The organism is Rahnella sp. PCH160, from assembly GCF_047784855.1.
GTDB lineage: Bacteria > Pseudomonadota > Gammaproteobacteria > Enterobacterales > Enterobacteriaceae > Rahnella.
Window position 1 is genome coordinate 1,688,685 of the sequence record NZ_JBLOGT010000001.1, and the last position, 20,268, is coordinate 1,708,952.

General features: G+C 53.8%; 19 protein-coding genes and 1 pseudogene. 18 read left to right on the forward strand and 2 right to left on the reverse strand.

Translation table 11 applies throughout. From position 1 onward, the window contains the following. Positions 1-22 precede the first annotated feature (22 nt). Positions 23-760: a phosphoadenylyl-sulfate reductase gene (locus tag ACM5QY_RS07795; protein ID WP_416120040.1), complete on the forward strand. Its 738-nt coding sequence runs from the start codon at positions 23-25 to the stop codon at positions 758-760. Positions 761-920: 160 nt separating this feature from the next. On the opposite strand, the gene ACM5QY_RS07800 is transcribed toward ACM5QY_RS07795, so the two are convergent. After that, positions 921-1,958 carry an aminopeptidase gene (locus ACM5QY_RS07800; protein WP_416120042.1) on the reverse strand — a complete coding sequence of 346 codons (1,038 nt, stop codon included), beginning with the start codon at positions 1,956-1,958 and terminating at the stop codon, positions 921-923. 329 nt (positions 1,959-2,287) lie between these two features. Here ACM5QY_RS07800 and cysG point away from each other — a divergent pair. The 13 genes and pseudogenes from cysG to rpoS all read left to right on the forward strand — a co-directional run bounded on the left by cysG (position 2,288) and on the right by rpoS (position 13,591). Continuing rightward, positions 2,288-3,711, forward strand: a pseudogene (cysG, locus tag ACM5QY_RS07805) (siroheme synthase CysG). A gap of 10 nt (positions 3,712-3,721) precedes the next feature. Next, positions 3,722-4,630, forward strand: a complete 909-nt coding sequence (gene cysD, locus ACM5QY_RS07810) for a sulfate adenylyltransferase subunit CysD (RefSeq protein ID WP_416120044.1) — start codon at positions 3,722-3,724, stop codon at positions 4,628-4,630. Positions 4,631-4,643: 13 nt separating this feature from the next. Beyond that, complete coding sequence (cysN, locus tag ACM5QY_RS07815; RefSeq protein ID WP_416120046.1) at positions 4,644-6,071, forward strand: sulfate adenylyltransferase subunit CysN; 1,428 nt, start codon at positions 4,644-4,646, stop codon at positions 6,069-6,071. Next, positions 6,010-6,696: an adenylyl-sulfate kinase gene (gene cysC, locus ACM5QY_RS07820; protein ID WP_416122841.1), complete on the forward strand. Its 687-nt coding sequence runs from the start codon at positions 6,010-6,012 to the stop codon at positions 6,694-6,696. Before cysN ends, cysC begins: the two co-directional genes overlap by 62 nt. A 58-nt stretch (positions 6,697-6,754) precedes the next feature. Beyond that, a complete protein-coding gene (locus ACM5QY_RS07825; protein ID WP_416120048.1) occupies positions 6,755-7,120 on the forward strand; it encodes a DUF3561 family protein in 366 nt (121 codons plus the stop codon). A gap of 224 nt (positions 7,121-7,344) precedes the next feature. Beyond that, entirely contained in the window at positions 7,345-7,665 is a 321-nt protein-coding gene (ftsB, locus tag ACM5QY_RS07830) for a cell division protein FtsB (protein WP_104924453.1), read from the forward strand. Between the two features lie 2 nt (positions 7,666-7,667). Further along, positions 7,668-8,387, forward strand: a complete 720-nt coding sequence (gene ispD / locus ACM5QY_RS07835) for a 2-C-methyl-D-erythritol 4-phosphate cytidylyltransferase (RefSeq protein ID WP_416120050.1) — start codon at positions 7,668-7,670, stop codon at positions 8,385-8,387. Then, positions 8,387-8,860: a 2-C-methyl-D-erythritol 2,4-cyclodiphosphate synthase gene (gene ispF, locus ACM5QY_RS07840; protein WP_101078465.1), complete on the forward strand. Its 474-nt coding sequence runs from the start codon at positions 8,387-8,389 to the stop codon at positions 8,858-8,860. Before ispD ends, ispF begins: the two co-directional genes overlap by 1 nt. Before the next feature lie 22 nt (positions 8,861-8,882). Then, positions 8,883-9,929, forward strand: a complete 1,047-nt coding sequence (gene truD, locus ACM5QY_RS07845) for a tRNA pseudouridine(13) synthase TruD (RefSeq protein ID WP_416122842.1) — start codon at positions 8,883-8,885, stop codon at positions 9,927-9,929. Beyond that, on the forward strand, positions 9,910-10,674 hold the full coding sequence (gene surE / locus ACM5QY_RS07850) for a 5'/3'-nucleotidase SurE (RefSeq protein ID WP_416120052.1): 765 nt from the start codon (positions 9,910-9,912) through the stop codon (positions 10,672-10,674). The genes truD and surE overlap by 20 nt, the downstream gene beginning before the upstream one ends. Further along, positions 10,664-11,290: a protein-L-isoaspartate(D-aspartate) O-methyltransferase gene (locus ACM5QY_RS07855; protein ID WP_104924456.1), complete on the forward strand. Its 627-nt coding sequence runs from the start codon at positions 10,664-10,666 to the stop codon at positions 11,288-11,290. Before surE ends, ACM5QY_RS07855 begins: the two co-directional genes overlap by 11 nt. 243 nt (positions 11,291-11,533) lie before the next feature. Next, positions 11,534-12,553 carry a murein hydrolase activator NlpD gene (gene nlpD, locus ACM5QY_RS07860; protein WP_416120054.1) on the forward strand — a complete coding sequence of 340 codons (1,020 nt, stop codon included), beginning with the start codon at positions 11,534-11,536 and terminating at the stop codon, positions 12,551-12,553. Between the two features lie 51 nt (positions 12,554-12,604). After that, positions 12,605-13,591: an RNA polymerase sigma factor RpoS gene (gene rpoS, locus ACM5QY_RS07865; RefSeq protein WP_416120056.1), complete on the forward strand. Its 987-nt coding sequence runs from the start codon at positions 12,605-12,607 to the stop codon at positions 13,589-13,591. Positions 13,592-13,711: 120 nt separating this feature from the next. Here the strand turns inward: rpoS and mutS are convergent, their stop codons facing one another. Further along, positions 13,712-16,258, reverse strand: a complete 2,547-nt coding sequence (gene mutS / locus ACM5QY_RS07870; RefSeq protein WP_416122843.1) for a DNA mismatch repair protein MutS — start codon at positions 16,256-16,258, stop codon at positions 13,712-13,714. A gap of 261 nt (positions 16,259-16,519) precedes the next feature. On the opposite strand from mutS, the gene mltB reads away from it, so the two are divergent. From mltB to recX, 4 genes are all read left to right on the forward strand, one after another. Then, positions 16,520-17,623, forward strand: coding sequence for a lytic murein transglycosylase B (mltB, locus tag ACM5QY_RS07875; protein WP_416120058.1), 1,104 nt, complete (start codon positions 16,520-16,522; stop codon positions 17,621-17,623). Between the two features lie 161 nt (positions 17,624-17,784). Further along, positions 17,785-18,279 carry a nicotinamide-nucleotide amidase gene (gene pncC, locus ACM5QY_RS07880; protein WP_416120060.1) on the forward strand — a complete coding sequence of 165 codons (495 nt, stop codon included), beginning with the start codon at positions 17,785-17,787 and terminating at the stop codon, positions 18,277-18,279. 107 nt (positions 18,280-18,386) lie between these two features. Further along, a complete protein-coding gene (gene recA, locus ACM5QY_RS07885) occupies positions 18,387-19,451 on the forward strand; it encodes a recombinase RecA (protein WP_416120062.1) in 1,065 nt (354 codons plus the stop codon). 80 nt (positions 19,452-19,531) lie between these two features. Continuing rightward, the gene (gene recX / locus ACM5QY_RS07890) at positions 19,532-20,221 is read left to right on the forward strand and encodes a recombination regulator RecX (RefSeq protein WP_416120064.1); all 690 of its coding nucleotides are present in this window, start codon (positions 19,532-19,534) and stop codon (positions 20,219-20,221) included. Positions 20,222-20,268 lie beyond the last annotated feature (47 nt).

The following is a 20,268-nucleotide window of genomic DNA, read 5'->3' on the forward strand; positions in this document are numbered from 1 at the left end:
TTTACGACTGACAGGAGGCACCATGAGTTCATTGAATCTGACGCTGGCCGAACTGAACGACATGCCGAAGTCCGGACAGGCCATGGCGCTGGCGGAAATTAACGTCAGCCTTGAAAAACTGTCTGCGCAGGAGCGTGTGCAGTGGGCGCTGGAGAATATGCCCGGTGAATTTGCGTTGTCCTCCAGTTTTGGTATTCAGGCGGCTGTCAGTCTGCATCTGGTGACGCAGCAGAAACCGGACATTCCGGTGATCCTCACCGATACCGGTTATCTGTTCCCGGAAACCTATCAGTTCATTGATTCGTTAACCGAACAGCTCGGCCTGAACGTGCAGATCTTCCGCGCGGAGCAATCGCCCGCGTGGCAGGAAGCGCGTTACGGCAAACTGTGGGAGCAGGGCGTCGAGGGCATTGAGAAGTACAATCACATCAATAAAGTTGAGCCGATGAATCGTGCGATTCAGACGCTCGGCGTGCAGACCTGGTTCGCCGGTCTGCGGCGCGAGCAGTCCGGCAGCCGGGCGCATCTGCCGGTGCTGGCAGTTCAGCGCGGCGTATTTAAAATTCTGCCGATCATTGACTGGGATAACCGTCAGGTCTTCCAGTATCTGAAAGAACATGGCCTGAGCTACCATCCGCTGTGGGATCAGGGCTATCTTTCCGTCGGCGATACGCACACGACGAAGAAGTGGGAAGAAGGAATGAAAGAAGAAGACACGCGCTTTTTTGGGCTTAAAAGAGAGTGCGGCCTGCACGAATAAAATCCCCGTCATACTTCGGGCTACAGAGGCGTTGGCTGCGCTCAGTCGCCCGAATCACTGACTTATGTCAGCTCATCGGGACTTCTTCGCTTGCCGCCTTTCTGTAGCCCGAATTATTTAGGGGATTCCATATTACGTGTCCCTGAAATATCCTTTTCTGTCAGGCGTGTTTCGCCGGTTTCGCCAGATCCCTGAGCAGCGGGAACAATACTTTCACGGTATCCCGTGAACGTTTTTCAATGCGGCTCGGCAGCGCGGTATCAAGATATTGCAGGTTATCGAACTGGCTCTGATAGCGTGTCGTGCCCAGCGGGAAGTGGCTGCTGATGGTGCGTTGCTGTTCGCCATCTTTCTTGCCTAATGCATAATTCGTTGCCGTCACGTTCAGCAGCGGTAATCGTGCTTCATCCAGCGCGCCGATACCGTTGCAGCAATGCGTATTGTCGTGGCTTTCCGCCGGGATCCCCAGACTGCGCGCAATTTTGATGGCACGGACGCGGGTCAGTTTTGCCACCGCCGCAGACGTATTCACGCCACTGTTGAAATACAACCGGTCGCCGGTAATCAGTGAATCCAGGTTGATCACCAGCAGCGTGTTTTTCTTCTCTTCGGCGCTCATACGTTTCACGAAATCTTCCGCCCCTTTCGCACCGGTTTCTTCTGCACTCAGCGCCACGAAACGCAGGCTGTAATGCGTCGGAATGGCTTGCATACGTTCGGCCAGCTCCAGCATCACGCCGACGCCTGACGCGTTATCATCCACGCCCTGCAAGGTCAGGCCGCCGAGATTATGGTTGGTATCGCTGTCGCTTTGCGGCACATAGGTATCAAAGTGCGCCATCACAATAATTTGCTGTGGAACCTCGCCGGTACGCGCTGCAATGACGGACGTGGCGTGAATATTTTGCCAGTTCTTTTTGCCGTCGTTGCTGGTGTACAAATAACGCGTATCGAATCCGCGCAGGTCGCTCTTATAGCCTAATTTATTGAACTGCTGATTCAGGTAATCTGCCGCGATAAGTTCGGCAGGGCTGCCTGCCATGCGGCCGGGAAAATAGGTCGCGATATGACGAATTTGCTGACTGGCGATCTCGCCCATCGCCGGAAGTGGCGACGAGGCCGCCACCGCATGACCCATTAAGAAGCCGCTCAGCCCGATGGCGAGCAGCGTCCGCTTCATGCGTAAAAAAGAAAACATAGCCAAAAATCCTTGTTTGCGGGTCGAAATGACCGGAAAGGGCACAACACCTGACAGGCCGCGTGTGGCGGTCTTTGTGGACGATACAGTATGCGATTGTACGCGCCATTAGACAATTTCCCGTTATCTCAAACCGCTCTTTTTGTAGTCAGGAAGGGGCGTGAGATGTCATGAAAAATATTCAGGCTGGGAGGATTATAAAAAATCTGCGCCCCTGATAGCGGGCTATATTCCATTTAGTAACTATTCATTCCTTTTCGTCATTTCAGATCAATTATTGCCTGCACGTATAGTTTGAAGATTAATCCTGACAATCAATAAAGGCTTTTGTGGACTATCTACCAATATTTGCCGACCTCAAACAACGCCCGGTGCTGGTTGTGGGGGGGGCGAAGTCGCTGCACGCAAAATAGATCTTCTCCTGCGGGCGGGCGCACAAGTTCGGATAGTTGCACAAGCACTTTCTCCCGAGCTGGAACAACGTGAACACGCCCGCGAAGTCAGCTGGCTGGCGCAGGCATTTCTGCCAGAGCAGCTTGATGATGTGTTTTTGGTGATTGCAGCGACCGATGATGCCGCACTGAATGCTGAGGTCTTTGAGCAGGCTAATCAGCGCTTCGTTATGGCTAACGTGGTCGACGATCAACCCAAGTGTTCTTTTATTTTTCCTTCAATTGTCGATCGCTCGCCGATTGTGGTGGCGATTTCTTCCAGCGGTAAAGCGCCGGTGCTGGCCAGAATGTTGCGTGAGAAACTCGAAACACTGCTGCCGGGAAGTCTGGGGCAAATGGCGGATATCGCCGGGCGCTGGCGTGAAAAGGTCAAAACCCGGTTCAGCTCAATGCGTGCACGCCGTCGCTTCTGGGAACAGGCGTTTTCCGGGCGCTTTGCCAGCCTGGCTTCTGCGGGGAAACTCGCACAAGCGGAGAAAGCGTTGCAGGAGCAGTTAGAAAGTGCGGAAGGCGTCGCGCAAAATGGCAATGTCACGCTGGTCGGCGCCGGGCCGGGTGATGCAGGATTACTGACCTTACGCGGCTTGCAGGTGATGCAGCAGGCTGATGTGGTGTTGTATGACTATCTGGTCAGCGACGACGTGCTGGATTTAGTCCGCCGTGACGCTGATAAGATCTGCGTAGGGAAAAGGGCCGGTGGCCATTCCGTATCGCAAGAAGAAACCAACCGTCTGCTGGTCGAACTGGCGCAGCAGGGGAAAAAAGTCGTGCGTCTGAAAGGCGGCGACCCGTTCATCTTTGGGCGTGGCGGTGAAGAATTACAGGCGGTGCAAGCGGCCGGAATTCCTTTCCAGGTGGTTCCGGGTGTCACCGCTGCGGCAGGGGCCACGGCCTATGCAGGGATCCCGCTGACGCACCGTGATTACGCGCAGAGCGTGATGTTTGTGACGGGGCATTGTCGTTCTGACGACAACGGCGTGCAGTGGGAAACGCTCGCGAAAGGAAAACAAACGCTGGCGATTTACATGGGCACGCTGAAAGCGGCGGAAATCAGCCAACAGCTGATTGCTCACGGACGTGCAGCAACGACACCTGTTGCGGTAATCGGACGGGGAACGCGGGCCGATCAGCAGGTGCTGACCGGAACGCTCGATAATCTTGAACATCTGGCTCAACAGGCGCCGACACCGGCGCTGCTGGTGATTGGTGAAGTGGTGGCACTTCATCAGCAACTGGCGTGGTTTGGGCATCATCCTGAGACTGACAGGACGCAACGTCCGTCGGTTGTGAATTTGGCTTAAAGGATCTGTTATGGACGAAAAACGACTGACTCATTTGCGGCAACTGGAGGCGGAGAGTATCCATATCATCCGTGAAGTGGCTGCTGAATTCGCCAACCCGGTGATGATGTATTCCATCGGGAAAGACTCCTCGGTGATGCTGCATCTGGCTCGTAAAGCCTTCTTCCCGGGTACGCTGCCGTTCCCGTTGTTGCATGTGGACACCGGCTGGAAATTCCGCGAAATGTACGAGTTCCGCGACCGCACGGCGAAAAACTACGGTTTCGAACTGCTGGTGCATAAAAACCCGGAAGGCGTGGCGATGGGCATTAACCCGTTCGTTCACGGCAGTGCCAAACACACTGACATCATGAAAACTGAAGGGTTGAAACAGGCGCTGAACAAATACGGTTTTGATGCGGCTTTCGGCGGTGCACGCCGTGACGAAGAAAAATCCCGTGCCAAAGAACGTATTTACTCGTTCCGCGACCGCTTTCATCGCTGGGATCCAAAAAACCAGCGCCCGGAGTTGTGGCACAACTACAACGGCCAGGTTAACAAAGGCGAAAGCATCCGTGTGTTCCCGCTCTCCAACTGGACTGAGCTGGATATCTGGCAGTACATCTATCTGGAAAATATTGAAATCGTTCCGCTTTATCTGGCCGCGCCGCGTCCGGTTCTTGAGCGTGACGGCATGCTGCTGATGGTGGATGACGATCGTATTGATCTCCAGCCGGGCGAAGTGATCGAGAAGAAAATGGTGCGCTTTCGCACACTGGGCTGCTGGCCGCTGACCGGCGCTGTGGAATCCGAAGCGCAAACGCTGCCGGAAATCATTGAAGAGATGCTGGTCTCCACCACCAGTGAGCGTCAGGGGCGGGCAATCGACCGCGATCAGGCCGGTTCGATGGAACTGAAAAAGCGTCAAGGGTACTTCTGAGGAGCCGCAGCTAATGAATAACGCAATTGCACAACAAATCGCGGAGCAGGGCGGTGTCGAAGCTTACCTGTACGCTCAGCAACACAAAAGCCTGCTGCGCTTCCTGACCTGTGGCAGCGTCGATGACGGCAAAAGTACACTGATCGGGCGTCTGCTTCACGACACCCGTCAGATCTACGAAGATCAGCTGTCCTCATTGCATAACGACAGCAAGCGTCACGGCACGCAGGGCGAAAAACTGGATCTGGCCTTGCTGGTTGATGGCCTGCAGGCGGAACGCGAACAGGGTATTACCATCGATGTGGCTTACCGTTATTTCTCCACTGAAAAGCGTAAGTTCATCATCGCGGACACGCCGGGGCACGAACAGTACACCCGTAATATGGCAACCGGCGCATCAACCTGTGATCTGGCGATCCTGCTGATCGACGCCCGTAAAGGCGTGCTGGATCAAACCCGCCGCCACAGCTTTATCGCCACTCTGCTGGGGATCCGCCATCTGGTTGTTGCGGTGAACAAAATGGATCTGGTGGATTTCAGCGAGTCTGTGTACGAGCAGTTTAAACAAGATTATCTGGATTTCGCTCAGCAACTGCCGACCGATCTGGACATCAAATTCGTTCCGCTTTCCGCACTGGAAGGCGACAACGTGGCAACGCCAAGCGAAAAAATGGGCTGGTATACCGGACCCACGCTGCTCGACGTGCTTGAAACGGTCAACATTATCAACATCCGTGAACAGCAGCCGATGCGTTTCCCGGTGCAGTATGTGAACCGACCGAACCTGGATTTCCGGGGTTACGCCGGTACGCTGGCTTCCGGTTCCGTTCGCGTCGGCCAGAAAGTGAAAGTTCTGCCGTCTGGCGTAGAATCTACAGTGGCACGCATCGTGACCTTCGACGGTGACTTGCAGGAAGCCTGGGCTGGCGAGGCGATTACGCTGGTGCTGGCCGATGAACGTGATATCAGCCGTGGCGATACACTGGTGGACGCAAATGAAACCGTGAAACCGGTGCAAAACGCGAAAGTTGACGTGGTGTGGATGGCGGAACAACCGCTGAGCGTCGGCCAGAGTTATGACATCAAAGTCGGTGGCAAGAAAGCCCGTGCGCGAGTAGAGAACATTGAATATCAGGTTGAGATCAACTCACTGACTCAGCGTGTGGTGGAAAACCTGCCACTTAACGGTATCGGTCTGGTCGAACTGACCTTCGACGAACCGCTGGTGCTGGATAACTACCAGAGTAATGCGGTGACCGGTGGCATGATCTTTATCGATCGTCTGACAAACGTGACCGTGGGCGCAGGCCTGGTCCGCGAAGCCGTAGAACAGGTTTATCAGGAAGCTGATAAATACAGCGCGTTTGAGCTGGAACTCAATAGCCTGGTTCGCCGTCATTTCCCGCACTGGGGCGCGCGTGATTTGCTGGGTGGCAAATAAGATGGCGTTACAGGACGGCTCTTTCTTAAAAGACGACAATGTTGTCTGGCATCCGCACGCGGTGACGCGCGCGGATCGCGAAAAGCAGCAGGGTCATCGTGGTGCCGTGCTCTGGTTCACCGGGCTTTCCGGCTCGGGGAAATCCACGGTGGCGGGCGCACTGGAACAGGCGCTGCATGCACAGGGCATCAGGACCTATGTGCTTGATGGCGATAACGTCCGCCACGGGCTTTGCCGTGATTTAGGGTTTACGGATGACGACCGTCGCGAAAATATCCGCCGCGTCGGTGAAGTGGCAAAACTGATGGTAGATGCCGGTCTGGTCGTGCTGACCGCCTTCATTTCCCCGCATCGCGCGGAGCGGGATATGGTACGCAATTTGCTCGAAGAAGGGCAGTTCATCGAAGTGTTCGTTGATACGCCGCTGGCGATTTGCGAAGCGCGTGACCCGAAAGGTTTATACAAAAAAGCGCGTGCGGGAGAACTGAAGAATTTCACCGGAATTGACTCTGAATATCAGCCGCCGGAAGAGCCGGATGTGCATCTGAAGGGTGAACAATTGGTAACACATTTGGTTCCCCAATTATTAGATGTGATGCGTCGGCGCGCTATTATCAATCCCTGAATGGTTGCCGGCCAAACGCCATAGAGCGTGCCGGTTTACTGAAATACAGGGATCATCTATGCAGGCTTTACTCAGCAGACTTGTCAGCCGGATCCGGGTCGAGAACATCCGTTATCAGAGGCTGGTGCAGGTCACAGACAGTTCAGACACCGAAGAGCCGTCCTACTCAATGCAGGGCGGGTTTCTTGGCTTTGTCTTTTACTGGCTGGCCTTTGCGATCCCTTTTCTGCTCTACGGATCCAACACCCTGTTTTTTCTGCTCTACACCTGGCCTTTCTTCCTGGCGCTGATGCCCGTTTCCGTTCTGATCGGCATCGCACTCAGCATGTTCTTTCGCGGTAGCTGGTTTAAGACGTCGGTGACCAGCGCGATTTGCGTGATCAGTATGTTCTGGACGGTCTTCTCATTTTTATCGGGCTGGTGATGCAGACTGACGACTTTCTCCTGCCTTTTCTTCGGGGAAGCCGTGCGGCGGCCCGGCGTTTTTCTGGCGCTTTTCCCTGCAATTCGCCTTCACGATGTAACCCATTGTGTCATTCTCACCCATAATTGCGTGCGTAAGTCTGATTCTCGCAGGCATTTACCCTGCCACAGTGGAGTCAGAAGGAAAGTTGTGGGATGATTGTCCAGCTTTTTTAGGGGGCGGGGATGGGCAAACTAACACTGCTATTACTGATTTTACTTGGCTGGTTACAGTATTCGCTGTGGCTGGGCAAGAATGGTATTCACGATTACGTTCGTGTAAACGATGACGTTCAGGTGCAACAAGTTAATAACGGCAAACTGAAGTCACGCAATGATCAACTTTTCGCAGAAATCGACGATTTGAACGGCGGTCAGGAAGCGATCGAAGAACGCGCACGCAACGAACTGAGCATGATCAAGCCCGGTGAGACTTTCTATCGTCTGGTGCCTGACAACAAACGTGCGCCGGGCAGCACCGTATCGCAAAGCAACTCGAATCAATAGCCATGAGCCATACTGCAGTTTCCCTTCCTGAGGTCATTGCCGTGTTACCTGCTGCCGGAATCGGCAGCCGTATGCAGGCAGAATGCCCCAAGCAATATCTGACTATCGGCGGTAAAACGGTGATAGAGCACGCGATCCGCGCCTTATTGCGTAGCAGTAACGTCACCAAAGTTATTGTGGCGCTGAGCCCGCATGATACGCAGTTCCGGCTGTTGCCCGTCGCCAGTGATCCGCGGATCCAACGGGTTATCGGTGGGCGTGAACGCGCCGAATCTGTGATGGCTGGCCTTGAAGTCGCTGGCGATCATGGCTGGGTGCTGGTGCATGACGCGGCGCGTCCTTGCCTGCATCCCGATGATCTCAATAACCTTCTGGCAATTTCTACGACCAGCAAGATTGGCGGGATCCTCGCCGCGCCGGTTCGCGACACCATGAAACGGGGTGAGCCGGGAACCCACGCGATCGCCCATACGGTAGATCGTCAGGAACTCTGGCACGCGCTCACGCCGCAATTCTTCCCTCTCGAATTATTGAAAACCTGTCTGCGCCGTGCACTGAATGAAGGCGCTGTGGTCACTGATGAAGCTTCCGCAATGGAATATTGCGGTTTTCATCCTATGCTGATCCCGGCGCGGGCCGATAATATTAAAGTCACCAGACCAGAAGATCTGGCGCTGGCTGAATTCTACTTAACCCGCTTGTATCAGGAGGAGAACGCATAATGCGTATCGGTCACGGTTTTGATGTACATAAGTTTGGCGGCGAAGGCCCGCTGGTGATCGGTGGTGTGCGTATTCCTTATCCGCAGGGCTTACTGGCGCATTCCGACGGCGATGTTGCGCTGCATGCTGCCACCGACGCACTGCTGGGCGCGGCGGCATTAGGCGATATCGGCAAACTTTTCCCGGACACTGACCCGGCCTACAAAGGCGCGGACAGCCGTGAACTGCTGCGCGAAGCCTATCGCCGCATTCGTGCAAAAGGCTACAAGCTGGGCAACCTCGATATCACGATCATCGCTCAGGCACCGAAAATGGCGCCGCACATCCCGCAAATGCGCGTATTTCTGGCCGAAGATTTGCAGTGCCATATGGATGACGTGAACGTCAAAGCGACCACAACCGAACAGCTGGGCTTCACCGGCCGCGGCGAAGGTATCGCCTGCGAAGCCGTTGCGCTGCTGATTAAGGAATGATGTTGTGGAAGATTACCGCATGATAGATATGTCGCGTCTCACCTGGTTGCTGGGTGAACCGACCGCCACCGGCCTGCTGAAGGCCAATCCGGAAGACTTTATCGTCGAAGAGGATTTGGGGTTTGAACCGGATGGCGAGGGTGAACATCTGTTAGTGCGGATCCGCAAAAATGGCTGCAACACCCAGTTTGTTGCCGAGCAACTGGCGCGATTTGCCAAAGTGCACCCGCGTGACGTCAGCTACGCCGGGCTTAAAGACCGGCACGCAGTGACAGAACAGTGGTTTTGCCTGCATCTGCCCGGCAAGACAGATCCTGATTTGAGTCAGTTCAGTCTCGAAGGCTGCGAGGTGATCCGCGCCTCGCGCCATCGCAAGAAAATGCGCATCGGAACCTTGAAAGGCAATGCGTTTACGCTGGTTCTGCGTCAGATAAGTGATATCGACAATGTCGAAGAACGTCTGGCGAAAATTGCTGAGCAGGGCGTCCCAAACTATTTTGGCACACAGCGCTTTGGCCGTGGCGGCAATAATCTGGTGCAGGCGAAACGCTGGGCAACCAATGAAGCCCGCCCGAAAGAACGTGCCAAACGCAGTTTCTATTTATCCGCCAGCCGCAGTGCGATGTTTAACATTGTCGCCAGTCAGCGTCTGGCAGAAGGCACCGTTCGTCAGGCAATACTGGGCGACGCGTTACAACTTTTCGGGCGCGGCAGCTGGTTTGTAGCGAAAGCGGAAGAGTTTGAATCGCTGCAACCGCGTGTCGAAAGCGGTGAACTGCTGGTGACTGCGCCATTGCCGGGTGACGGGCCGTTAGGCACGTCAGAAGACGCCGAAGCTTTTGAGCAGGCTTGTCTGACCGGGCAGGACGATTTACTTTCGCTGCTGAAACGCGAGCGCGTAGAACCTGCGCGACGAGCCATTATGCTCCAGCCGTTGCAGATGAAATGGCAGCGCCAGGATGACGTCACTCTGGAACTTAAATTCTGGTTACCGGCGGGCAGTTATGCCACCAGCGTAGTGCGTGAACTGATGCATCTGGATGAAATAAATGCGGATATTACTGAGTAACGACGACGGCGTACTGGCTCCCGGCATTCAGACACTGGCCTCTGCGCTGCGTGAATTTGCAGATGTAAAGCTTGTCGCGCCAGATCGTAACCGCAGCGGTGCGTCGAACGCGCTGACGCTGGACGGTCCGTTACGTATTCAGTCCTATCCTAACGGTGATACCGCAGTCATAAACGGTACGCCCACCGACTGCGTGTATCTCGGCGTCAATTCACTGATGCGGCCGAAGCCGGATATCGTCGTGTCCGGTATCAATGCAGGCCCGAATCTGGGCGACGATGTGATTTATTCCGGCACCGTCGCGGCGGCAATGGAAGGGCGTCATCTGGGCTTTCCTGCGCTGGCGGTTTCACTCGACGGGCATCAATATTATGACACGGCGGCGATTATCACCTGCCGGATTCTCAGGGCGCTGGCACGCGAACCTCTTCGTACTGGCAAAATTCTGAATATTAACGTTCCGGACCTGCCACTTTCCGGGATCAAAGGGATCAAGGTGACGCGTTGCGGTAGCCGTCATCCTGCCGAGCAGGTATTTTGTCAGCAGGATCCGCGCGGGCAAGATCTGTACTGGATTGGCCCGCCAGGCGATAAGTTTGACGTCGCACCTGACACCGATTTTGCGGCTGTCGCGCAAGGTTATGTTTCCGTGACGCCACTTCAGGTGGATTTGACCGCCTATGCGGCTCAGGATGTCGTGGTCTCATGGTTGGAAAAGGCCGGGGTGAGCGCGAATGGTGAATAAGCCGATGTATAACCTGCTGGAGCAGCTTCGCCAGCAGGGCATTCATGATGAAAAACTGTTACATGCCATTGAATCCGTACCGCGTGAACGCTTTGTGGATGAGGCGTTTCAGCACAAAGCTTACGAAAATACCGCTTTGCCGATTGGTTCAGGTCAGACCATTTCTCAGCCTTATACCGTGGCGAGAATGACAGAATTACTGCGCCTGAAACCGACATCACGCGTGCTGGAAATCGGCACCGGGTCAGGCTACCAGACCGCTATTCTGGCTCATCTGGTTGAACATGTGTTCTCGGTCGAGCGTATTAAAGGGTTGCAGTGGCAGGCCAAAAGACGTCTCAAACAGCTCGATTTACATAACGTCTCCACGCGCCACGGCGATGGCTGGCAGGGCTGGCCTTCGCGCGGCCCGTTTGATGCCATCATCGTAACCGCCGCCCCCCCTGAAATACCTCAAGATTTACTGCAACAGCTCGACGAGGGCGGCGTAATGGTGCTGCCGGTCGGCGAAGAAAACCAGACTCTCCAGCGCGTCACCCGGCGTGGTGATGAGTTCGTCGCGGAGACCGTGGAAGCTGTCCGTTTTGTGCCGCTGGTGAAAGGCGAACTGGCCTGAACCCTGACGCGCGCAAAACCCTGCAGGACTAACCCCTTAAAATTTAAATACAACTGTTATATGGTGCTGTACTGGCGATGTTGATAGCATCCACTACAGTTTTTTATGGCATGGCCTGTTCCGGTGAGAAACCTGAACTGGCATGTTGCCTGCGCGCACAGTGTCAGATGACACGAGAAGCGCCAGTTGGCGCGGTGCGCGCGAATAAAGAGATATTCTGAGATTGCCGTAACGGGGGAAAATATGAGCACGGGAAGCCCAATAAAAACACTAAGCCGCATTGCAGTGTGTACGTTTATCAGTGCCTGGATGGCAGGATGTACGAACAATTCAAACACATCCGCACCGATCAGCAGCGTTAATGGCGGCGGAAACAGCGGCAGCAGCAGTCAGAATACTCTGAATTCCCCTCCGCCAATGGCACCTGCCGTCGGGTCTGGCGGACACATTGTGTACAACCGAAGCTATAACTCAATTCCAAAAGGAAGTTACAGCGGCAGCACCTATCAGGTGAAGCGCGGAGACACCTTATTCTACATCGCGTGGATCACCGGTAATGACTTCCGCGACCTTGCTGCGCGCAATAATATTCCTGCGCCATACAGCCTTGAAGTCGGCCAGACCGTCCAGATAAATAACGTCTCTTCAGTCGCCAGTACGAGCAGTACGACGGCTGTCACAGACGCAACAAATGGTGGTGTTCCGAAAGTTCCAACTGGGGGAATGCTCACAGGTTCTGTGGTTGCATCTCAACCAACTACCACGTATTCTGAATCTTCTGGTAAACAGAATGTAGGTAAGATGTTGCCTTCATCAGGTGCAGTCACCACCACAACACCTGTTGCTGTAGCCAGCACTCCCGTTGCCACTTCAACGAATAATGGCGGTCCGGTTTCCACATGGAAATGGCCGACTGACGGGAAAATTATCGATAATTTCTCTGCTGCTGAAGGGGGAAATAAGGGGATCGATATCGCTGGTTCGCGTGGACAAGCTGTCGTAGCAACTGCCTCGGGGCGTGTTGTTTATGCCGGTAATGCTCTTCGCGGTTACGGTAATCTAATCATCATCAAACACAATGATGATTACCTGAGCGCCTATGCACATAACGATACAATGCTGGTCCGGGAACAACAAGAAGTGCAGGCGGGACAAAAAATAGCGACTATGGGTAGCACCGGAACCAGTTCAGTAAGATTGCATTTTGAAATTCGTTACAAGGGGAAATCCGTAAACCCGCTGCGTTATCTTCCGCAGCGATAAATCCGGGCAGAGCATTGATTCTGCCCTCGGGACCACGGGTAGGAGCAGCTTATGAGTCAGAATACGCTGAAAGTTAACGAGTTACATGATGATGTAGATTTCGATGAGAACAGCGCTGAAGCCTTCGACGAGAAAACAATAGTTGAAGAGACTGCCGACAACGATGCTGAAGAAGAATTGTTATCGCAGACTGTAAGCCAACGAGTGCTGGACGCAACTCAACTGTACCTCGGTGAAATCGGTTATTCCCCTCTGCTAACCGCAGAAGAGGAAGTTTATTTTGCACGACGCGCGTTGCGGGGAGATGTTCCTTCCCGCCGCCGTATGATTGAAAGTAACCTGCGTTTAGTGGTTAAAATTGCCCGCCGCTACAGTAACCGCGGTCTGGCACTGCTGGATTTGATCGAGGAAGGTAATCTGGGTCTGATCCGTGCGGTTGAAAAATTTGACCCTGAGCGCGGCTTCCGTTTCTCTACCTATGCAACTTGGTGGATCCGTCAGACGATTGAACGGGCGATCATGAATCAAACCCGTACCATTCGTTTGCCAATTCACATCGTTAAAGAACTGAACGTTTATCTGCGTACCGCACGCGAACTTGCACACAAACTGGACCATGAACCGAGTGCCGAAGAGATTGCTGAGCAACTCGACAAACCGGTACATGACGTCAGCCGTATGTTGCGCCTGAATGAGCGTATTACCTCTGTAGATACCCCGTTGGGTGGTGACTCAGAGAAAGCGCTGTTAGATATTCTGGCGGATGAAAAAGACAACGGACCGGAAGACACCACGCAAGACGACGATATGAAACAGAGTATCGTGAAGTGGTTATTCGAGTTGAATGCAAAACAGCGTGAAGTTCTGGCGCGTCGTTTCGGCCTGTTAGGGTATGAAGCTGCGACGCTGGAAGATGTAGGTCGTGAGATTGGTCTGACACGTGAACGTGTTCGTCAGATTCAGGTAGAAGGTCTGCGTCGCCTGCGTGAAATTCTGCAGGGGCAAGGGCTGAGCATCGAAGCACTGTTCCGCGAGTAGATTGTTCCGCGAATAACTTTTCGTTGAGAAAAACTGTTCGCCGGAAAGACAGTTCGATATCAAAAAAACGGTGGGTTAATCCCCACCGTTTTTCATTTCTGCCGCCAGACCGCGCGGCTTCTACACCATGTCTTTCAGACGGTAAATCCATTCGAGCGCCTGACGTGGCGACAGAGAATCTGCATCCAAAGATTCCAGCGCTTCAACGGCGGGCGACACTTCTTCTGCCAGCAGCGCCAGTTGCGGGCCATCCACTTTGCTGGCTGCGGCGTTGTTGGACAACGTTTCCAGCTCTTTCAGTTTCTGGCGCGCACGCTTGATGACGTCACGCGGGACACCCGCCAGCGCCGCGACGGCCAGACCGTAACTTTTGCTGGCTGCGCCATCTTGCACGCTGTGCATAAAGGCAATGGTGTCACCGTGTTCAATGGCATCAAGGTGGACGTTGACCGTTCCTTCCATTTTTTCCGGTAGCGTCGTCAGCTCGAAATAGTGAGTCGCGAACAACGTCATGGCTTTAATGCGGCTGGCCAGGTTCTCGGCGCAGGCCCACGCCAGGGACAAACCATCATAGGTCGAGGTACCGCGACCGATCTCATCCATCAGCACCAGGCTGTTTTCCGTGGCGTTATGCAGGATGTTCGCGGTTTCGGTCATTTCCACCATGAAGGTTGAACGGCCAGACGCCAGATCATCTGCCGCGCCGACGCGGGTGAATATCCGGTCCACCGGGCCGATGACCGCCGTATCTGCAGGCACATAGCTGCCGATATGCGCCATCAGGACGATCAGCGCCGCCTGGCGCATGTAGGTACTTTTACCGCCCATATTCGGGCCGGTAATGATCAGCATCCGGCGCACCGGAGACATGTTCAGCGGGTTGGAAATAAACGGTTCTTTAAGTACCTGCTCCACTACCGGATGGCGGCCACCGGTAATGTTGATTCCGGGTTTCTCGCTCATCGTCGGGCAGGTGTAACTGAGCGTGTAGGCACGTTCTGCCAGATTGCTCAGAACATCCAGTTCGGCCAGCGCGCTGGCGCTTTGCTGCAAAGCCGGCAGATGCGGCATCAGCAAATCGAATAACTCTTCATACAGCGCTTTTTCCAACGACAGGGCTTTGCCTTTGGAAGTCAGAACTTTATCTTCGTACTCTTTCAGTTCCGGAATGATATAGCGTTCGGCGTTTTTGAGCGTCTGGCGGCGGACATAATGAATAGGAACAAGATGGCTCTGGCGACGGCTCACCTCGATGTAATAACCGTGGACGCCGTTAAACCCGACTTTCAGCGTTTCCAGCCCCAGCTTTTCGCGTTCGCGGATTTCTAAGCGGTCAAGATAGTCTGTTGCACCGTCAGCCAGTGCACGCCATTCGTCCAGTTCCGCGTTATAGCCCGGCGAAATCACGCCACCGTCACGAACCAGAACCGGCGGGGCTTCGACAACCGCACGTTCGAGCAGCGCTACCAGTTCCGTAAATTCACCGGTTTGTTCCACCAGCGTCGTGACGTGAGCGGCACCGGCATCTTGCAAAATCCCACGGATTTCCGGCAATTGCTGCAACGCATGACGCATACGGGCGAGATCGCGTGGCCGGGCGCTGCGCAGGGCAAGGCGTGCCAGAATACGTTCGAGATCGCCGACCTGACGCAGCACGGGCTGCAAGTCTGCGGTCAGATCCTGCAATGCGCCAATCGCTTGCTGACGGTGAGCCAGCATTTTGATGTCACGGCTCGGCATGTGGATCCAGCGTTTGAGCATACGGCTGCCCATCGGCGTGACGGCCTGATCCAATACGGCTGCCAGGGTGTTTTCCACACCGCCGGCCAGATTTTGCGTCAGTTCCAGATTACGGCGCGTCGCCGCATCCATAATGATGCCATCCTGCTGGCGTTCCATGGTCACACCACGGATATGCGGCAGGGCGGTGCGCTGGGTATCTTTCACATATTGCAGCAGGCAACCGGCGGCGCGTAGTGCCTGAGTGGCCTGTTCAACGCCAAAGCCGCTTAAATCCCGTGTACCGAACTGGAGATTCAGCTGTTGCTTTGCGGTTTCCAGCTCAAATTCCCACATCGGACGACGGCGCAGACCGCGGCGGGATGCAATCAGCTGCATGGCTTCAAAACTCTCCGGATACAGCAGTTCTGCCGGATTTGTCCGCTGTAGCTCAGCGGCCATGGTTTCCAGATCGTCAGGCTGGGCGACACGAAAACGCCCGGAGCTGATGTCCAGCGTTGCGTAGCCAAAGCCACGTCCGTCCTGCCAGATAGCAGCCAGCAGGTTGTCATGACGTTCGCTCAGCAAAGCTTCGTCACTGACCGTGCCGGGCGTCACGATACGCACGACTTTGCGCTCAACCGGCCCTTTGCTCAGCGCCGGATCGCCAATTTGTTCAGCAATGGCGACGGATTCACCCAGTTGCACCAGCTTTGCCAGATACCCTTCTACGGCATGATAAGGCACGCCTGCCATCGGGATCGGTTCGCCTGCCGAAGCACCGCGTTTCGTCAGGGAAATATCCATCAGCTGAGACGCACGTTTTGCGTCGTCATAAAACAGTTCGTAGAAGTCACCCATACGATAGAACAGCAGAACTTCTGGGTTCTCTGCCTTGAGACGCAGGTACTGCTGCATCATCGGGGTGTGGGCATCCAGGCCGCTCATATCACTGCTTTTATTCTTGATTTCATTCAATTTTAAATCATCCTGTTGGCTCGTACCACCCGGGGCAACGACTTTACAACGGATCCTAACGTGAGTAGAGGTAAAAAACCACGCTGTGTTTTGAAGTTGCGTAATGCCCCGCAATTCATTGGGTTCTGGATCTTCATGCCTCGGTGTAAATACGGTGATTTTCAGTTTTTTCGGCCCTGATAATGCTCTACCATATCACTACCTCTTTTATTGCATGGTTACGGATATCCGATGCGCCTCCTGGCAGTCATTCTTCCCCTGGTTTTAACACTTTCTGCTTGTAGCAGTAATAAGCCTCCGGCTCAGCCTGAAGGCCCGCGCAACCCCTTCTCTGACGGAAGAAATGCCAGCGGCAATTCCACGCCCGGCGGGGGCTTTTTGTTGCAACCTGAACATACCGGCGCAGCGCAGACCGGGGACTTCGCTTACGATCCGGCCATGAATCGCTTTGTGGACAAAATGGTCAGCGAACATGGTTTTGACCGTCAGCAACTGCATGATGTATTGGCACAGACCAAGCGTCTGGATTTTGTATTACGTCTGATGGATCAGCAGGCGCCGTCCGGCGGGCCGTCAACTGTGCCGAATGGTGCATGGAACCGCTATCGCAGCAAATTTATTACACCGGATAACGTCCAGAATGGCGTTGCGTTTTGGAATCAGTATCAGGATGCGCTGCAGCGTGCTGAGCAGGTGTACGGTGTTCCGCCGGAAATCATTGTCGGTATTATCGGTGTCGAAACCCGCTGGGGCCGCGTAATGGGTAAAACCCGCATTATTGATGCGCTGGCGACCTTATCCTTTGCTTATCCGCGTAGGGCGGATTATTTCTCCGGGGAGCTGGAAACCTTCCTGCTGATGTCCCGTCGTGAAGGGGATGATCCGCTGAGTCTGCGCGGTTCGTTTGCCGGCGCGATGGGCTACGGCCAGTTTATGCCATCCTCTTATAAAGATTATGCCGTGGACTTTAACGGCGACGGCCATGCTAATTTGTGGGATCCGGTGGATGCTATCGGCAGCGTAGCTAACTACTTCAAGGCACACGGATGGACGAAAGGCGCGCCAATTGCCGTGCCGGCCACAGGACAAGCGCCATTGCTTGAGAATGGCTTCAAGACGAAATATCCGCTTTATACGCTGACTGCGGCAGGACTGAGTCCGCTGGGTTCGCTGGGCGGTTATCAGGAAGCCAGCCTGTTGCGGCTGGATATGGGGACCAGTTACCAGTACTGGTACGGGTTGCCGAACTTCTACACCATCACCCGTTACAACCACAGCGTGCATTACGCGATGGCGGTCTGGCAGTTGGGTGAGGCGGTAAAAGCGGCGCGCTGAGCCTGATTTTTGCTTTATTACGGAGGGCCGCTTAGTGGGCCCCTCTTTTTGTCTTTTATTCCAGTTCTGGATACATCGCGCAAAACGCACCGACGGGACTCACACAGCGAAAGAGAAATGCTAACATCAGGTTGAATTCAGCTGAACCGTCAGGATGAAATATGGACGAAAAACGTTTACGTGAATTGAGTGCAGAAATTGGCACTGAGCTTAAATCTCAGGGATTGTGGATCACCTGCGCGGAATCTTGTACCGGCGGATTAATTGCCAAGGCCATCACCGACATAGCAGGAAGTTCTGCGTGGTTTGATCGCGGTTTTGTCACCTACAGCAACGCTTCAAAGCATGAATTGCTCGGGGTTTCTGAGGCGACGCTGGAACAGTACGGCGCGGTAAGCGGGCAGGTCGTGCATGAAATGGCGCAGGGCGTTTTGCATGCGGCGGGGGCAGATATTGCGGTGTCCGTCAGCGGTATTGCCGGGCCTGACGGGGGTTCTGAAGACAAACCCGTGGGAACCGTTTGGTTTGGTTTCGCGGGAAAAGACGGGCGTGTCCTGACGGCAAAACAACAATTTTCCGGCGATCGTGAAGCGGTACGTTTGCAAGCCGCTGTTTTTTCGCTACAAACTGCGTTATCTGAGTTTCTGCAAAATTAGGCTTGATACTGTATGAGCATACAGTATAATTACTGCCAATTACCTGTACATAAATTATATTCAGTGATGCAGTTCGGATGTTCCCCTGTATCAGACGAGGAGTAAAAATGGCTATTGATGAGAACAAGCAAAAGGCGTTAGCTGCAGCACTGGGCCAGATTGAAAAGCAATTCGGTAAAGGCTCCATCATGCGTCTGGGTGAAGATCGCTCTATGGACGTAGAAACGATCTCTACCGGCTCTTTGTCTCTGGATATCGCGTTAGGCGCTGGCGGTTTGCCGATGGGCCGTATCGTGGAAATCTACGGGCCGGAATCTTCCGGTAAAACAACGCTGACCCTGCAAGTTATCGCTGCCGCACAGCGCGAAGGCAAAACCTGTGCGTTCATCGATGCGGAACATGCACTGGACCCTATCTACGCTAAGAAATTGGGCGTAGATATCGATAACCTGCTGTGTTCTCAGCCGGATACCGGTGAGCAGGCGCTGGAAATTTGTGATGCGCTGACCCGTTCAGGCGCGGTTGACGTTATCATCGTCGACTCCGTGGCTGCACTGACACCTAAAGCTGAAATCGAAGGTGAAATTGGTGACTCTCACATGGGCCTCGCGGCACGTATGATGAGTCAGGCGATGCGTAAACTCGCAGGTAACCTGAAAAACGCCAATACCTTGCTGATATTCATCAACCAGATCCGTATGAAAATCGGTGTGATGTTCGGTAACCCGGAAACTACTACCGGCGGTAACGCGCTGAAATTCTACGCATCTGTTCGTCTGGATATCCGTCGTATCGGCGCTATCAAAGAAGGCGACGTGGTGATCGGTAGCGAAACCCGTGTGAAAGTGGTGAAGAACAAAATTGCTGCACCATTTAAACAAGCTGAATTCCAGATCTTATACGGTGAAGGCATCAACATTAACGGTGAGTTGATCGATTTGGGCGTTAAGCACAAACTGGTCGAGAAAGCCGGTGCATGGTACAGCTATAACGGTGAGAAAATTGGTCAGGGTAAATCGAACTCCTGCAACTATCTCAAAGAAAACCCGAAAATTGCGGCTGAGCTGGATAAAAAACTGCGTGATATGCTGTTGAACGGTAACGGTGAACTGAGCGTTGCCACGACAGCGGAAAACGCTGATGACAACGTGGAAACCAGCGAAGAGTTTTAATTTCGCGGTTGTCTGAAGTCACAGTCGATATAATGCCAGCCTGGTTTCAGGCTGGCATTTTGCATATCTGAGGGACTCAAATGTCCAATGAAAAAGCATCTAATCAAAAAGTCATCGATCTGAAGCGGATTCTTGAAGAAGTAGAACAAAACAGCGAAGCCACGCTGTTTGCACCTCAGGAAAAGGACGCCAGTGCGGCGAAAATAAATGCCCTGATGAGTCGCGCCATGCGCCTGCTGTCCCAGCGTGATCACGGTGAAGCGGAACTGCGACGTAAACTGCTTATCCCGCCTGTCCCGTTTGTAAAACCTCAGAATAAGCAAAGTCGCTGGTCTTCACGAAAGCGGCCTGATGAAAATTCATTTGATGAGGAGAATGCAGTAAAAGCACGCGCGGAACCACGCCCTGTGCCGGAAGAGATCCAGGAAGAACACGTTCAGGCGGTAATCGATTATTGCTATCAGCATCACTGGCTTGATGATGCCAAATTCGCCAGCCATTATATTTCTGGCCGCAGTAACAAAGGCTATGGCGCACAGCGCATCCGTTCGGAATTACTGCAAAAAGGTGTCGATAAAGAAATCATAACGACAGCGCTGGAGGAAACGGAGGTTGACTGGTGTATTCTGGCGCGGGATATTGCCGTCAGAAAGTTTGGAGAAAATTTACCGAAAGACTGGAAAGAAAAATCGAAAGTTTTGCGTTATTTGCTCTATCGAGGCTTCTTTCAGGAAGAAATACAGTCTATTTATCGCGATTTTGACGATTGACCGCATACGGTATTTTACTTCCCCGCGCAGAAATTTTATCTTATCCG